We start from the raw sequence: 16,099 nt of genomic DNA, 5'->3' as shown, positions 1-16,099 counted from the left end.
AGGGGTACTGAAATACGGAGCGAATGGTTTCTTAAATTCTGGCAAATGGCAAACAATGCATTAAAAAAATGAATGCATTGTACAGAAATCCAGCAGTTTTACAGGGGGGGTTGCAGCGCGAACAGCAGATCGCGCTGCATATTGATTACATTTTCCCGGTGTAGTGCCAGGCGAGGTAGCGCAGCAGACGAATCTGTCGTTTGATACGCGTCGGTTGAGAGAGCAGGCGGTAGAGCCACTCCAGCCCCAGGTTTTGCCAGACTTTGGGCGCCCGCTTAACGTGGCCGGTAAAGACGTCGTAGGTGCCGCCAACGCCCATATAGAGCGCATCCGGGCTGACCAGACGGCAATCGCGCATCAGAATTTCCTGCCGCGGCGACCCCATGGCGACAGTGACAATTTTCGCCCCGCTGTCGCGCACGCGCTCATATAACGCCTGGCGATCTTCCGGCCTGAAATAGCCATCCTGGCTGCCCACGATGTTAACATTCCACTGGCTACGCAGCTTTTGTTCGGTCTGCGCCAGCACCTCTGGTTTGCCGCCAATCAAAAATACCGGCGTGCCTTCAGCGCCTGCGCGTTCCATAAGCCGCTCCCAAAGGTCAGCACCCGCCACGCGAGACACATTAGCGTCAGGAAACTTTTTACGAATTGAACGCACCACGCTAATACCGTCGGCGTATTTAAACTCCGCGGCTTCAATCAGGCTTTTCACTTCCGCATTATCTTCAACCGCCAGCATTTTTTCTGCGTTGATGGCCACCAGCGTGCCCGATTTCATCTGCCCGTCCGCGAACAGGAAATCCAGCGCGTGTTGCATGTCACGCCAGCCAATAAGCTGTAGCCCACGCAGCGCATAACGCGGGGCTGAAGTTGTATCCGTCATGATAATCCCTACTCAGACTTGCGACAGCGTTGTGCTGCCCTGTGGCTCACGTCTGTGCACAAGCCCTGCACTGTCAAACAACCAGTACAGCAGTTTTGCCAGCAGCAGACAGAGACCGAAAACGACCATAAAAAACACCACGCGTGAGACGAACGAATCCAGCCCCTCGCGCGCCAGAACGATCATATTGAAAATGGCACCGAAACAGAAACTGTGCAAAACAGCGGCTTTGTAGCGGTTGGTCTCTTCGTTACCCAGCGTATATAGCCAGTCGAACCATTTTATTATCAACCCGACCGCGATCGCGCCCGGCAGGATAAACCACGTTCCGCCCATCACTACCAGCGAGCCAATCAGGGTTGGGGAAATCGCCAGGCCCGAATGGTTGTTCAGCACTTCCCAGGTAAAGTAGTTCGCCGTGTTCAGGACAATACCGGGACGGTCAGGCCACAGCCACGTCGGTATAAAGACATAGAAATCGCGAACAATCGGCGCCAGCCCCTGGAATTCGATTTTGTCGTAGTTTTGCAGCAGTAAAGCCAGGTTTTCCCACGGAGAGAAGGTATCGCGCGTCAGATACAGGAAGGTATAAAACGCTTCGTCGCCGGCCACGTTCAGTCCGTAGCGCTTCAGCGCCAGCCAGAACATCCCCACAATGCCAAAGACGCCTGCCGCCGCCAGCATCCACAGCGAGATCCAGCCGCGAATAATGCCGATAAACAGGAAAATCGCGAAGGCGATAATGATGTTGGCGCGGGTGCCGCCGACGATCATGTAGGTCAGAATGCCAAATGCGACGGTGCTGACCAGGAAGAACAGCCAGGCTTTACTGTCCTGACGCAGGAAAAAGACCACCAGCATCGCCGGAATGAAGAAATAGAAGAAACGCTTGAGCGCGACGCCGGAGACTTCGGCGGAGAAAATCTGGCTATAGGACTGCAACTTAAACAGTAAAAAGCCGTTATGCATGAAGAAAATCGCCACGCTGACGAGGGCGATGGTCATCAGCATAACCCACGTCAGATGGGTTTCTACCCGGTTCATGGTAAACAGCGGACGACGGGGTGTGGTGTCTTTCGCCGCGCGCAGGCGCGTTTTATAGGTGACGTAATACACCGCGTAGAAGCAGGTCGCAGAGAGCAGCGCCTGCAACAAGATTTCCGGCGGAGCGACGCCAACATCAAAGCGGAACACGAGGATGCTGGTCAGCGGGAAGCCAAAGAAAAAGGTCAGCAAAAACAGCAGCGAGAAGAATACGTTGAAGTTAAAACGTACGCGCCGGAACTCAAACCAGGTGAGCGTGGCGATAAACAGCGTACTCAGCAGCCAGACCACCAGCAAGCCACTAAATTGCAACTGGCTCATGCGTTGTCTCCTGAAGCAATACGCAGCGCGCGGTGCCACGGCGTGAGATAGTTCGGGCTGAAAAAGTCGATGCTATTTTTATCCACCAGCGTGAGCTGACGCTGCGCTTCCCGTACCACCTCGACATTAAGCGTGTCAGAGGTAAACAGCACCGGAATATGCTGTTCGGCCATGTCCTGCCAGAACGGGTTTTCGCGGTTGAGCACGCACGGTACGCCCGCCTGAATCAGCAGACACAGCGTACCAATCCCCTGCTGACGGGCAAAGATGAAATAGCCCAGATCGCATTTTCGCAGCAGCGCGAGATAGTCATCAAATTCCAGCTTATCGCTGAGAATGTGCAGATTTTCCGCGCTAAACAGCCCAAGCCCCTGCTGGCGAACGTCATCGATGTAGGCGTCGTTATTGGCGGGATAGCCCATCGGCACCACCACGTTCACCGTATCGCCAAACTGTTGATGCACCGCCCGCAGCGCCGCGACATGCTCGTTACTGCGATCGCCGGAATTTCCCACCAGGATGGTCAGTTTGCCTTCACGAACCGCGTCATTCGCCATGGTATTCAGTGCCGGATCCATACGGGTCGGAAAATAGAGCAGTTCCCCGCGAACCTTCGGGTGCTGTTTAGCAAAATAGTTGAGGTCGCCACGGGTAGCAAAAACGCAGCCCACGCGCGCCTGCGCCAGACGACGCAGCGGATAGAAAAGACGGAACTTCCAGCCGTGGGAGACTTCGTAGAGATCCGCTCCCCAGATATGCCAGCTGAACTGGGAAGGTTTTATCCCGCCGCTTAACAGCGCCAGCCACAGCCCGGTATTGAATTGTCCGTGGAAGAAGAAACGCTGGCTTCGGTCCGCTTTGGCTTTCGCGACAACGGCTTTGGTCAGGGCCGCTTTGTCTGGCCAGAAGGTGATGTGCAATGCCGGACACGCCGCGCTCAGTCCGTTATCGCGTCCAACGACCATAAACTCGCGCGCATCGGGCGTGCCGGATGCCAGTTCATCGTTGAAGAACCGCAGAACGGTCTGGTTATGATGCGGGATATCCGATCCCAGTATGTGTATCAGTGCAGTCATGCGCGTTTACGCCAAAGTAAAAATACGCCGCAACAGGCAGCGAAATAAACGATATAAGTTGCCATATAGGCCTGAGCCGCCCCCAGCGCACCGTGGGTGGGGATCAGCCAGTGAGAAAATGCCGTCAGCAGCGCAAACTGGCCGATCTCTGCCAGGATATACAACCGCAGCGAAGCCTTCGCAATCACCAGATAGCCGAAAACGTATGCCCCCACTTTCAGCACATCGCCGACCAGTTGCCAGGCAAACAGATCGCGCATGGCGGTAAACTTCGCCGAAAACAGCAGCCAGATGGCGAAATCACGCAGTAACCAGACGGTAAAACTGGCGATCGCAACCGCCGGCAATACAAAACGCAGGGAGCGAAAAATCTCGCGGGTAATATCCTGCCTGGAAGTCAGGCGCGATAAGGTTGGCAGTAAATAGACGCTAAAGGAAGCCGTAATAAATTGGAGGTAAGCATCTGAAATGCTGCTCACGCCCTGCCAGATCCCCACTTCATCCCAGCTGTAATGCGCTGCCAGCAGGTTTCGCATCATCACGTAGGCAACGGGAAGCGTTACTGAAGTGATGAGCGCCATCAGGGTAAACTTTCCTAGCTGCCCCGCCAGCATCTTGTCCCACTGCGGTTTCAGGTAATTCAGCGGGACATTGCCTCTGCGCATCAGCATAAACGCTGCCGGAATGACAACGAGCGCAGGCACCAGCGCCAGCCCCAGCAGCGCGCCTTCATAGCCGCCCAGCCGATAGCAAAAGTAGTAGGCGATAACGCCGATGATGCTGCCGAGGATCAGCGCCAGCGCATTCCCGGCGGCATCACGGAAGCCTTTCATCAGCGCCAGCAGCAGGTTTGCCCAGGCGATCCCCATCTGAACGAGCGCCACCAGGCGCACCAGCCCCTGATAGTGCGTGTGTCCGAACAGTCCCTGGCTGATGGGTGCCGCCGCCAGCAAAAAGACGACGGCCAGCAACGTAGAAAAGCCCAGCACCATAGCAGAGGAGGTGCCCACCACCGTGCGGAGCTTTTCGGCATCGTCATGATGCTGCGCGACGTATTTGGTGACGCCATTGAATATCCCGGCACCCGCCAGCACGCCAAGCACCGTGACCAGCTGGCGGAAATTCCCTGCCAGCCCAACGCCTGACGGACCAAATGAGACGGCCAGCAGCTTGACGACCAGTAACCCGGCGCCAATTTTTACAAGCGTGGACGCTGCCGTCCACACCGACGCTTTTGCCAGAGACATATCAGGCGAAATAACTCAGAAGCGAATTGATCACCGTACGCTGGTTCACCGGCGCGAGGTTGTAGAACAGGGGCAGGCGGAGCAGACGTTCGCTCTCTTTGGTGGTGTAGCGGTCTTCACCGGCAAACATCCCGAAGGCTTCGCCAGCCGGGCTGGAGTGCAGCGGAATATAGTGGAATACCGCCATAATTTCCGCCTCTTTCAGCCAGGCAATCAGCTTGCTGCGATCGTCGTTATCGCGCAGCTTGATGTAGAACATGTGAGCGTTGTGGATACAGTCTGCCGGAATAGTCGGCAGTTCAATACGTCCGGCTTTTGCCAGCGGCTCCAGCGCGTCGTAGTAGGTTTGCCACAGGGAGAGGCGTTGCAGATTGATGCGCTCTGCCGCTTCCAGCTGCGCCCAGAGATACGCGGCCTGCAAATCCGCCATCAGGTAGCTTGAGCCGATATCGCGCCAGGTGTACTTATCCACTGACCGCGAAAGAACTGGCTGCGGTTGGTCCCTTTTTCACGGATCACTTCCGCACGCTCTACCAGGGCACGATCGTTAATCAGCGTCGCGCCGCCTTCGCCGCCTGCGGTGTAGTTTTTGGTTTCGTGGAAGCTAAAGCAGCCGATATGACCAATGGTGCCCAGCGCGCGCCCTTTGTAGGTGGACATCACGCCCTGCGCGGCGTCTTCCACCACAAACAGGTTGTGCTTTTTAGCGATGGCCATGATGGTGTCCATCTCACAGGCCACGCCCGCGTAATGCACCGGCACAATCGCCCGCGTTTTATCGGTGACCGCCGCTTCAATCAGCGTTTCGTCGATGTTCATAGTATCCGGACGGATATCCACAAACACGATTTTCGCCCCGCGCAGGACAAACGCGTTCGCCGTGGAGACGAAGGTGTAGCTCGGCATGATCACTTCATCGCCGGGCTGGATATCCAGCAACAGCGCCGCCATCTCAAGCGATGCGGTACAGGACGGCGTCAGCAGTACCTTGGCACTGTGAAAACGTTGCTCCATCCACTGCTGGCAGCGGCGGGTAAAACCGCCATCGCCACAGAGCTTGCCGCTGCCCATAGCAGACTGCATGTAATCAAGTTCAGTGCCCACAACGGGAGGCGCGTTAAATGGAATCATCTTGTCACCTGTATAACCAGTAGGCGGTGGCGTCGATGCTGGCACCACTCGCAATATAACGTTTAAGCGCAGCGGTGTTGCCCATCTGGGTTGCGACCCGCAGCGTCGATACCTGTTGTTGCTCCGCCCAGTGCAGCGCCGCCTGCATGAGTTTCTCGCCCATGCCGCGCCCGGCTAACAAACCGATGCGCGCCTCGTACTCGTTGAGCCTGCGAAGCGAAACAAAACCCTGAATCTGCCCCCCGGCAGTACGGAACACCAGACAGACGTGGTCAAACGTGCCTTTGACCGCATTCTCTATCCACTGGGCATAAAAGCGGCCGCTGTCATCGGGCGCATACCAGGGCGCCCGGAAACGGCTCTGAGCGAAGGCCAGCGCCGCCATCTTACGCAGCGCGGGGATATCCTGCTCCGTTGCAATTTCCGCGCCCGGTGAGGCGTGGAGAGCCACGGTAACAGAGAGATCAACCTCACCCTCGACCAGCCGGAATCCGTGCTGCTGGAGGGCGTCCAGCAGATCGGCTCGGTCCGCCGGGATCTTAGCCTGTACGCGCTGCCAGGCGCTGAAGTCTGCTTCCTGCAACGCAGGGGCATTGTCGCGCAGACGCACTATCGCTGAGGGACGCGCAAAGAATGCGCTTTCCCACTCAAGGGCCTCCAGCACGCCGTTGAGGATACTCAACGCCACACGCCTTTGGTATCAACAACATACTGCTGACGTACGGCATCACCGGAAACCGCTTTGAACGCATTGTGATCCACCAGCAGCACCAGCACATCCGCCGTCGCCAGCGCGTCATCCAGGGCGGTAAGGGTGCAGTGACCGGCAAGTTTTGCCGGCAGCGCATGAATATTCGGCTCAACCACCAGCGTTTCACCGCTGTGCCAGGCAGCGATCATTTCGGCAATTTCCATCGCCGGGCTTTCGCGCAGATCGTCAATATTCGGTTTGAATGCCAGACCAAAGCAGGCAATTTTCAGCTCACTGGCGCGTTTGCCGCTGTCGGCCAGGCAATCCGCGACCGTGGCTTTGACCTGGTTGATAACCCAGTGCGGTTTGTGGTCGTTTACTTCGCGCGCGGTGCGAATCAGGCGTGCCTGTTCCGGGTTCTGCGCCACGATAAACCACGGATCGACCGCGATGCAGTGCCCACCCACGCCCGGCCCCGGCTGAAGGATGTTCACGCGGGGGTGACGGTTGGCAAGACGAATAAGTTCCCAGACGTTAATCCCCTGATCGGCGCAAATCAACGACAGTTCATTCGCAAACGCGATGTTAACGTCGCGGAAGCTATTTTCGGTCAGTTTGCACATCTCGGCGGTGCGGGAGTTGGTCACCACACATTCGCCTTCAAGGAAAATTTTATACAGCTCGCTGGCGCGCGCGGAGCAGACTGGCGTCATGCCGCCAATCACGCGGTCATTTTTAATCAGTTCCACCATCACCTGGCCGGGCAGTACGCGCTCAGGACAGTAGGCGATATTGATATCGGCCTGGTCGCCCGCCTGCTGCGGGAAGCTAAGATCGGGACGCGCCTCGGCCAGCCACTGCGCCATCTGCTCGGTAGCCCCAACAGGTGAAGTGGACTCAAGGATAACCAGCGCCCCTTTCTTCAGCACAGGCGCAATGGATTTTGCCGCCGCCTCGACGTAAACCATGTCAGGCTCATGATCGCCTTTAAAGGGCGTTGGAACCGCAATCAGGTACGCATCGGCTTCTACCGGCGTGGTGCTGGCGCGCAGGAAGCCACCGTCCACCGCCTTTTTCACCACACGATCGAGATCGGGCTCCACGATATGAATTTCGCCACGGTTGATGGTTTCCACCGCGTGCGCGTTGATATCTACGCCAACGACCTGCTTTTGACGAGAGGCAAAGGCCGCCGCAGTAGGCAGCCCGATATAGCCAAGACCAACAACAGAGATGGTAGAAAAACTCATAGCGTTACCCGATTGTGTTTAAGTGCGTGCAAAATACGACCACAAGCCTGCCCGTCACCGTATGGATTGTGGGCCCGGCTCATCGCCTGATACTCTTCATCGTCATGCAGTAAGCGCGTGACCTCTTCGACAATACGACGCGGATCCGTTCCCACCAGACGCACGGTACCGGCAGTAACCGCTTCCGGGCGTTCGGTGGTTTCACGCATCACCAGTACCGGCTTACCGAGGGAGGGCGCCTCTTCCTGAATGCCGCCAGAATCGGTCAGGATCAGCCAGGCGTGGTTCATCAGCCAGACAAATGGCAAATAGTCCTGTGGCTCGATCAGGAGCACGTTTTCCACGTGGCCCAGGATACGGTTGACCGGTTCGCTGACGTTCGGGTTGAGGTGCACCGGATAGACAATCTGCACATCCTCGTTCTGCGCGGCGATTTCAGCCAGCGCGTGGCAAATTTGCTCAAAGCCACGGCCAAAGCTTTCGCGGCGGTGGCCCGTCACCAGAATCGTTTTCTTGCCGTTGTTCAGGAACGGATAGCGCGCAGCAAGTTCTGCCTGAAGCTCGCTGTTAGCCAGCACGCGGTCACGCACCCAAATCAGCGCATCAATGACCGTATTGCCGGTGACGAAGATCTTGCTGTCGCTGATATTTTCGCGCAGCAGGTTCTGACGTGAGTTCTCGGTTGGCGCAAAATGGTACATCGCCAGGTGACCGGTGAGCGTACGGTTGGCCTCTTCCGGCCACGGGGAATAGAGATTGCCGGTACGCAGACCCGCTTCAATATGACCAACGGGGATACGCTGATAGAACGCGGCCAGGCTGGTCGCCACGGTGGTGGTGGTGTCGCCGTGCACCAGCACCACATCCGGCTTGAACGACTCCAGAATAGGCTTTAATTCTTGCAGAATACGGCAGGTGATTTCCGTCAGTCCCTGTCCCGGTTTCATTATATTGAGATCGTAATCCGGGACGATAGAAAAGAGGGTTAAGACCTGATCGAGCATCTCACGGTGCTGGGCAGTCACGCACACTTTCGCTTCAATATCAGGATCTCTGGCCAGCGCATGAACCAGAGGCGCCATCTTGATGGCCTCCGGCCTGGTGCCAAATACGGTTAGTACTTTCACATCGATTCTCTTCGATTAGACGATGAAGGCCGCAGCCTTCATCGTAGACGGCGTTCTTAGTTTGTGCGGCGACGCAATAACGCTACGCCAGCGCCAGTCAGTGCGCCCACAATCCCCCACATGATCATCAGGAATGCGCGACGCGGACTATCGCGTTTTACAGGCTCTTCAGGCGTTCTTAAATAACGATAGGTCTGAAAACGCGGGTCCAGCGTTGGACCGACGTTGAGCGTATTGAGCATGGCGCGGTTTTGGTCGTAATCAAGGTCAAAGTCAGGGCCAACGGCCTGGATATTTTCCAGACGTGCCTGAAGCATTGGGCGACCAAGAAGGAACATTTCTGAATCCGGGAGTTCGTCAGCCGGAACATCCGTTTCGCTACGGGAAATATTGTGCTGTTCCGCAATCTTCAGCGCCTGCTCAATATTATGTACGCGACGGGCGAAGATAGCCTTAGCGACCTCTTCCTGACGTTTGACCTGCGCTTTCATCTGAATAGTACGCGCAGCCCAGGCGCCTTTCAGCTCGTCATTCAGATGACTGGCCGCGCGCTGGCTGGCAAAAGCAACGTACTGACGCAACAGGTTATTGGCGTCCGGCGCCGTTTCCGCAATCAGCTTCACGCTGTCGCTAACGTTACGGAGCACATCGCCAGGCATAAACTGAATGTTATTAATCAGGTCATCCAGCAGCGCGGCATCCGCTTTGCTGTTACCGACCATGCGCTGCTTGTAGTAGTCCGTCTGGGACCAGAAATCGCGACGTGTATCCCACGACGCCAGCTGCATCACAAACTCTTTGTAGGATTCATCCATCACCGAAGCCTGATCCGGGGTCGCCAGATTGGCCTTGATATCAAGATTACGCAGGAATTGCTGCTGGGAGTAGTAGCCTCCAAGCATATTCACCGTTGGTCGGTCTGTGATCGCCGTGGCGCTCCACTCTTGTTTTGCAAAGAAGGTGTAGGCAAGCGCTAACAGCGCGAACCCCAGGGCAATCCCCACAATCCACAGTTTGCCCTGCCATAACACGCGAAACAAACCACGAATATCCAGCTCGTTCTCAGTGCCCACTGATTTCGCTCCCGCCAACGGTTGAGTCATCATAGTCCCGGTTTTACTTAGTTAATGTTGTGTTTTTGCCACTGTTCCGACGCATCCTGCGTTTTAAACGTTTAATAAAACGCGCGACTTTCCATGCACGCTTGATGCAGTAACCGTACATGAAAAATGCTAGCAAGAATAATACCAACATTACCCATTCAGGAATGAAATGTGCGTATTCCGCGGCAACGCCAATCGCAGCCAGAATAGCAGCCGCAAGCGTAATCAACACAAATGCCTGACGAGACGTGAAGCCGGCGCGCATAATCAGGTGATGAATATGCTGCCGATCGGGAGAAAACGGGCTCATCCCTTTACGCAGACGGCGGTACATTATAGCGACCATGTCCATCAGCGGGATGGCGATAATCCAGAGAGCCGTTACCGGGCTGATAGGGTGCGTTTTACCCTGCGTGGTTTCCAGCAGGACCCAGATAACCGTAAAGCCAATCAGGGTACTGCCCGCATCGCCCATAAAGACTTTATAGCGACGCCCTAACACACCCAGATTCAGGCAGATGTAAGGCAGGATGGCGGCAATCATGGCAAAGCACCACATTGACAGGCTGTACTGGCCGTCAAACCATAAGATGATGCCGATAGCGCCAAACGAAACAGAGGACAGCCCACCGAGCAGACCGTCTATACCGTCAACCATGTTAAAGGCGTTGATAGCCGCCCACACGGCAAACAGCGTCAGGAAGAAGCCGAATGGCCCAAGCACCAGCTCCCAGGGACCAAACACGTAGCCCAGGCTTCTGAGATAGAGGCCGCCTACCACCATCATAATGATGCCAATGGCCGCCTGTACCGTCGCGCGGAACTTCACGCTGATATCAAAACGATCATCAAGGGCGCCGACCAGTACCAGCACACCGGCACATGCCAGGTAGAGTGCGGCATGGGGGATATAGTAATCCGCGATCCCGAATGTGAAACAGATGCCTGCGTATACCGAAATGCCGCCCACCAGCGGAATAAGCCCCTGATGACGTTTACGGAAGTTCGGTTTGTCCACTAACCCAATTCTTTTTGCTACCTTGCGCGCAATGAACAAAAAACAGGTTGTGAATAAAAAAATACTGATCAGCTCAGTTACAGCAGTGAGTAGATTCACAATGGATTGCTCTCAACAAATGTTAGTCCCGGAAGTATAACCATGAAGCCTCTGCCTCAGAAGGATTAAAGATGGCTCATCACAACTCCCTTTGTATGTTTTTCAATCAATTATTTCTTTGACTGTGCAAACCTTCTTATTGTCGCACCGACAGGTCTAAATTGGGAGTGTGTGGTAATAGCGTATAGTCCATAAATAAAAAACGCCACGTAAAAACGTGGCGTTTACTGGGATTATTTGCGTTACGAGCGTTTCATCATGTCGAAGAAATCGTCGTTCGTTTTGGTCATCGCCAGTTTGTTAATGAGGAATTCCATTGCGTCGATTTCGCCCATTGGATGGATGATTTTACGCAGGATCCACATTTTCTGAAGCTCTTCCTGAGTGGTAAGCAGCTCTTCTTTACGGGTACCGGAACGGTTGTAGTCGATCGCCGGGAAGACGCGTTTTTCTGCGATTTTACGAGAAAGGTGCAGTTCCATGTTGCCTGTACCTTTAAACTCTTCGTAGATAACTTCGTCCATTTTGGAGCCGGTATCGATCAGCGCCGTCGCGATAATGGTCAGGCTACCGCCCTCTTCCACGTTACGCGCCGCACCGAAGAAACGCTTCGGACGATGCAGGGCGTTAGCATCCACACCACCGGTCAGTACTTTACCGGAAGCCGGCACCACGGTGTTGTAGGCACGCGCCAGACGGGTAATGGAGTCGAGCAGGATGATCACGTCTTTCTTGTGCTCAACCAGGCGTTTCGCCTTCTCGATGACCATTTCCGCAACCTGAACGTGGCGAGAAGCAGGCTCGTCGAAGGTAGACGCAACCACTTCCCCTTTCACCAGACGCTGCATCTCGGTTACTTCTTCCGGACGTTCGTCAATCAGCAGCACCATCAGCACACAGTCTGGATGGTTGTAAGCAATGCTCTGCGCGATGTTTTGCAGCAGCATGGTTTTACCGGCTTTTGGCGGCGCCACAATCAGACCACGCTGGCCACGACCAATTGGCGATGCCAGATCCAGCACACGAGCGGTTAAGTCTTCAGTAGACCCGTTACCACGCTCCATGCGCAGACGAGAGTTAGCGTGCAGCGGCGTTAAGTTCTCGAACAGGATCTTATTGCGGGAGTTTTCCGGTTTGTCGTAGTTAACTTCGTTAACCTTCAACAGCGCAAAGTAGCGTTCACCCTCTTTTGGAGGACGAATCTTACCTGAAATGGTGTCACCAGTGCGGAGGTTGAAACGGCGGATTTGGCTAGGGGATACGTAGATGTCGTCAGGGCCGGCGAGGTAGGAGCTGTCTGCGGAGCGGAGGAAACCAAATCCGTCTTGCAGTATCTCCAGCACACCGTCGCCAAAGATATCTTCGCCACTCTTAGCGTGCTGCTTCAGGATGGCGAAAATGATGTCCTGCTTGCGCATACGAGCCTGGTTTTCCAGTCCCATATTTTCGCCGAGAGTGATCAGCTCAGAAACCGGCGTATTCTTTAATTCGGTAAGATTCATAATGGTGTGGGTTCTTAAACTCGGGGTGATTCTCGAACTTAATGTTGTGAATGGTATGGCAGGGTCATCCATGCCTGTTTAGCGGCCATCACCTCATGTCTGTTCGCTGTCTGGTCACAGGGAAAGAACGCAGAACTGAAACGACAAGACGGATTGAGTGACAAGCCCGGAATCTAGCAACTTCACGCACTGTTTAAGTTAACAACGGGAAGTATCGGGTAAAACAAGATTCAAACAACAAGATATGTTTAAAACGTAGTCATAGCTAACTTAGCACGACTAAAGCCGGGCGTCCAGAGCTCGCCGTTAATTAGGCGTTCTGGACGCTCGGCTGAGAAACCTTACGCCAGGTTAGCGTCCAGGAACTCTTTCAGTTGACCTTTGGACAGTGCGCCCACTTTGGTCGCCGCCACGTCACCGTTCTTGAACAGCAGCAGGGTCGGGATGCCACGGATACCGTATTTTGGCGCGGTGCCCGGGTTCTGGTCGATGTTCAGCTTGGCAACGGTCAGTTTGCCCTGATATTCGTCAGCGATTTCATCCAGAATCGGAGCGATCATTTTGCAAGGACCACACCATTCAGCCCAGAAATCAACGAGGATCAGCCCGTCAGCTTTAAGTACGTCCGTGTCAAAACTGTCGTCAGTCAGGTGAATAATTTTATCGCTCATATATAACTCCACAGGAATAAGCCTGGTACGTTGGTTTTGTCTCCACCAACGACGTGTTGATGTCGCATTAACCAACTAAAGGTTGACTTTATTTCACCGGATACGCTTTCGTAAAGCAATAGTAAGCTGATATTCTACCACACTATGAGCAAAACACATTTAACAGAACAGAAGTTTTCCGACTTCGCCCTGCACCCAAAGGTGATCGAAGCCCTTGAAACTAAAGGGTTTCATAACTGCACGCCCATTCAGGCTCTCGCCCTGCCGCTGACGCTGGCGGGTCGCGACGTTGCAGGGCAGGCGCAAACCGGTACTGGCAAAACGATGGCGTTTTTAACGTCAACGTTTCATTATTTACTTTCTCACCCGGCGATTGCAGACCGCAAAGTTAACCAGCCGCGCGCGCTAATTATGGCCCCGACGCGAGAACTGGCGGTACAGATCCACGCAGACGCTGAGCCCCTGGCGCAAGCCACCGGCCTGAAACTTGGCCTGGCCTATGGCGGCGACGGCTACGATAAACAGCTGAAAGTGCTGGAAAGCGGCGTCGATATCCTGATTGGGACCACCGGCCGTCTTATCGACTACGCCAAACAGAACCATATCAACCTCGGCGCAATCCAGGTCGTGGTGCTGGATGAAGCAGACCGCATGTACGATCTGGGCTTCATTAAAGACATCCGCTGGCTGTTCCGCCGTATGCCTGCGGCAAACCAGCGTCTGAACATGCTGTTCTCCGCTACCCTGTCATACCGCGTACGTGAACTCGCATTCGAGCAGATGAACAATGCGGAATATGTGGAAGTAGAACCGGAGCAGAAAACCGGGCACCGCATTAAAGAAGAGCTCTTCTATCCTTCGAATGAAGAGAAAATGCGCCTGCTGCAAACCCTGATCGAAGAAGAGTGGCCGGATCGCGCGATTATCTTCGCGAACACCAAACACCGCTGTGAAGATATCTGGGGTCACCTGGCGGCAGATGGGCACCGTGTGGGCCTGCTGACCGGCGACGTGGCGCAGAAAAAACGCCTGCGCATTCTCGACGAATTTACTCGTGGCGACCTTGATATTCTGGTCGCGACCGACGTGGCGGCCCGTGGCCTGCACATTCCAGCCGTGACGCACGTCTTTAACTATGACCTGCCAGATGACTGTGAAGACTATGTACACCGTATCGGACGTACCGGTCGTGCCGGCGCAAGCGGTCACTCCATCAGCCTTGCGTGTGAAGAGTATGCGCTGAATCTTCCGGCCATTGAGACCTACATCGGTCACTCTATTCCACAGAGCAAATACAATCCGGACGCGCTGTTGAGCGAGCTGCCGCCACCTAAGCGCCTTACCCGTCCACGCTCCGGCAATGGTCCGCGTCGTTCCGGCGGTGCACCGCGTAATCGTCGTCGTTCAGGTTAAAAAATATGCTCAGCTCCACCTCGCTTTATGCGGCAATTGATCTCGGTTCGAATAGTTTTCATATGCTGGTTGTGCGCGAGGTGGCGGGAAGCATACAAACGCTGACGCGCATTAAGCGCAAGGTCCGCCTCGCGGCGGGCCTGAGCAGCGATAATCACCTCTCCCCGGAAGCCATGGAACGTGGCTGGCAGTGTCTGCGTCTGTTTGCAGAACGTTTGCAGGATATCCCGCTCAGTCAAATTCGCGTTGTTGCCACGGCGACCCTTCGTCTGGCGGTTAACGCTGGCGATTTCATTGCCAGAGCACAGGAAATTCTGGGCTGCCCGGTGCAGGTCATCAGCGGTGAAGAAGAAGCGCGTCTGATTTATCAGGGTGTGGCGCATACGACCGGCGGCGACGATCGTCGTCTGGTGGTCGATATCGGTGGCGCCAGTACCGAACTGGTCACGGGCACAGGCGCGCAGGCGACGTCACTGTTCAGCCTGTCGATGGGCTGTGTGACCTGGCTGGAACGCTACTTTACCGATCGAAACCTTGCCAAAGAGAATTTTGACGAGGCGGAAAACGCGGCGCGTGCGGTCCTGCGCCCGGTTATGGACGAACTGCGCTATCACGGCTGGAAAGTGTGTGTCGGCGCGTCCGGAACCGTTCAGGCGTTGCAGGAAATCATGATGGCACAGGGAATGGACGAGCGGATCACGCTTGCCAAACTCCAGCAGCTTAAACAGCGCGCCATCCAGTGTGGTCGTCTGGAAGAGCTTGAAATAGAAGGGCTGACGCTCGAACGCGCGCTAGTTTTCCCCAGTGGGCTCGCCATTCTGATCGCCATTTTTACTGAACTGAATATCCAGTGTATGACCCTGGCAGGCGGTGCGCTGCGCGAAGGTCTGGTCTACGGAATGCTGCACCAGTCGGTCGATCAGGACATCCGTAGCCGTACGCTGCGTAACGTTCAGCGCCGCTTTATTGTTGATATCGACCAGGCACACAGAGTGAGTCAACTGGCGTCACTGTTTGCCGATCAAGTGAAAAAAAGCTGGGATATTGAACCGTTAAGCCGCGATCTGCTGCTAAGCGCCTGTGCGCTACATGAAATTGGTCTCAGCGTGGAGTACAAGCAGGCACCGCTGCACGCGGCCTGGCTGGTGCGTAATCTCGATTTACCGGGCTATACGCCCGCCCAGAAGAAGCTGCTGGCCACCCTGCTGCTAAATCAGACTAACGCCGTCGATCTCTCTTCCCTTCACCAGCAGAACGCTGTACCGCCGCGCGTGGCGGAGCATCTGTGTCGTCTGCTTCGCCTGGCGATCCTGTTTGCCAGCCGGCGTCGTGATGATTTGCTGCCAGCCATTACGCTGGCGGCAGACGATGAGAAACTGACGCTGACGCTACCGGAAAACTGGCTTGAGGATCATCCGCTTGGGGCGGAACTGATTGAGCAGGAGTACCAGTGGCAGAGCTATGTGCACTGGGCGCTTGATGTGAAGTGACCCTTTGAAGCGTGCCGGGTGGCGGCTTCG

The 16,099-nt window shown here is 55.2% G+C and carries 13 protein-coding genes and 1 pseudogene; 2 read left to right on the top strand and 12 right to left on the bottom strand.

Annotation, left to right across the window (positions count from 1 at the left end):
* Positions 1-145: 145 nt before the first annotated feature.
* The 12 genes and pseudogenes from wecG to trxA all read right to left on the bottom strand — a co-directional run bounded on the left by wecG (position 146) and on the right by trxA (position 13,166).
* Positions 146-886: a lipopolysaccharide N-acetylmannosaminouronosyltransferase gene (wecG, locus tag L379_RS21770; protein WP_015570015.1), complete on the bottom strand. Its 741-nt coding sequence runs from the start codon at positions 884-886 to the stop codon at positions 146-148.
* Positions 887-898: 12 nt separating this feature from the next.
* The gene (gene wzyE / locus L379_RS21775; RefSeq protein ID WP_017693948.1) at positions 899-2,251 is read right to left on the bottom strand and encodes an ECA oligosaccharide polymerase; all 1,353 of its coding nucleotides are present in this window, start codon (positions 2,249-2,251) and stop codon (positions 899-901) included.
* Positions 2,248-3,327, bottom strand: coding sequence for a TDP-N-acetylfucosamine:lipid II N-acetylfucosaminyltransferase (locus L379_RS21780; RefSeq protein WP_032620664.1), 1,080 nt, complete (start codon positions 3,325-3,327; stop codon positions 2,248-2,250). Before L379_RS21780 ends, wzyE begins: the two co-directional genes overlap by 4 nt.
* The gene (gene wzxE, locus L379_RS21785; protein WP_017383597.1) at positions 3,324-4,574 is read right to left on the bottom strand and encodes a lipid III flippase WzxE; all 1,251 of its coding nucleotides are present in this window, start codon (positions 4,572-4,574) and stop codon (positions 3,324-3,326) included. The genes L379_RS21780 and wzxE overlap by 4 nt, the downstream gene beginning before the upstream one ends.
* A gap of 1 nt (position 4,575) precedes the next feature.
* Positions 4,576-5,705, bottom strand: a pseudogene (rffA, locus tag L379_RS0123770) (dTDP-4-amino-4,6-dideoxygalactose transaminase).
* Between the two features lie 4 nt (positions 5,706-5,709).
* On the bottom strand, positions 5,710-6,387 hold the full coding sequence (rffC, locus tag L379_RS21790) for a dTDP-4-amino-4,6-dideoxy-D-galactose acyltransferase (protein ID WP_032652140.1): 678 nt from the start codon (positions 6,385-6,387) through the stop codon (positions 5,710-5,712).
* A complete protein-coding gene (gene wecC / locus L379_RS21795; RefSeq protein ID WP_015570020.1) occupies positions 6,384-7,646 on the bottom strand; it encodes a UDP-N-acetyl-D-mannosamine dehydrogenase in 1,263 nt (420 codons plus the stop codon). The genes rffC and wecC overlap by 4 nt, the downstream gene beginning before the upstream one ends.
* A complete protein-coding gene (gene wecB / locus L379_RS21800; protein ID WP_006812390.1) occupies positions 7,643-8,773 on the bottom strand; it encodes a non-hydrolyzing UDP-N-acetylglucosamine 2-epimerase in 1,131 nt (376 codons plus the stop codon). Before wecB ends, wecC begins: the two co-directional genes overlap by 4 nt.
* Positions 8,774-8,829: 56 nt before the next feature.
* Complete coding sequence (wzzE, locus tag L379_RS21805; RefSeq protein WP_017693953.1) at positions 8,830-9,876, bottom strand: ECA polysaccharide chain length modulation protein; 1,047 nt, start codon at positions 9,874-9,876, stop codon at positions 8,830-8,832.
* Positions 9,877-9,889: 13 nt separating this feature from the next.
* Positions 9,890-10,993, bottom strand: a complete 1,104-nt coding sequence (gene wecA / locus L379_RS21810) for a UDP-N-acetylglucosamine--undecaprenyl-phosphate N-acetylglucosaminephosphotransferase (protein ID WP_001050933.1) — start codon at positions 10,991-10,993, stop codon at positions 9,890-9,892.
* 242 nt (positions 10,994-11,235) lie between these two features.
* Complete coding sequence (rho, locus tag L379_RS21815) at positions 11,236-12,495, bottom strand: transcription termination factor Rho (protein ID WP_001054528.1); 1,260 nt, start codon at positions 12,493-12,495, stop codon at positions 11,236-11,238.
* A gap of 341 nt (positions 12,496-12,836) precedes the next feature.
* Positions 12,837-13,166: a thioredoxin TrxA gene (trxA, locus tag L379_RS21820; RefSeq protein ID WP_006812392.1), complete on the bottom strand. Its 330-nt coding sequence runs from the start codon at positions 13,164-13,166 to the stop codon at positions 12,837-12,839.
* 144 nt (positions 13,167-13,310) lie between these two features.
* Between trxA and rhlB the strand changes: the two genes are divergently transcribed.
* Positions 13,311-14,579 (top strand): ATP-dependent RNA helicase RhlB, encoded by a 1,269-nt coding sequence (gene rhlB / locus L379_RS21825; RefSeq protein ID WP_006812393.1) that lies wholly within the window; start codon positions 13,311-13,313, stop codon positions 14,577-14,579.
* Between the two features lie 5 nt (positions 14,580-14,584).
* Positions 14,585-16,069, top strand: coding sequence for a guanosine-5'-triphosphate,3'-diphosphate diphosphatase (gppA, locus tag L379_RS21830; protein ID WP_017383602.1), 1,485 nt, complete (start codon positions 14,585-14,587; stop codon positions 16,067-16,069).
* The last annotated feature ends 30 nt before the right edge of the window (positions 16,070-16,099 follow it).

The sequence above is a fragment of the Enterobacter sp. MGH 33 genome (assembly GCF_000534535.1).
Lineage (GTDB): Bacteria > Pseudomonadota > Gammaproteobacteria > Enterobacterales > Enterobacteriaceae > Enterobacter > Enterobacter hormaechei_C.
Note: the sequence above shows the minus strand (reverse complement) of the source record. Positions and strands in the feature narration are given on the sequence as shown.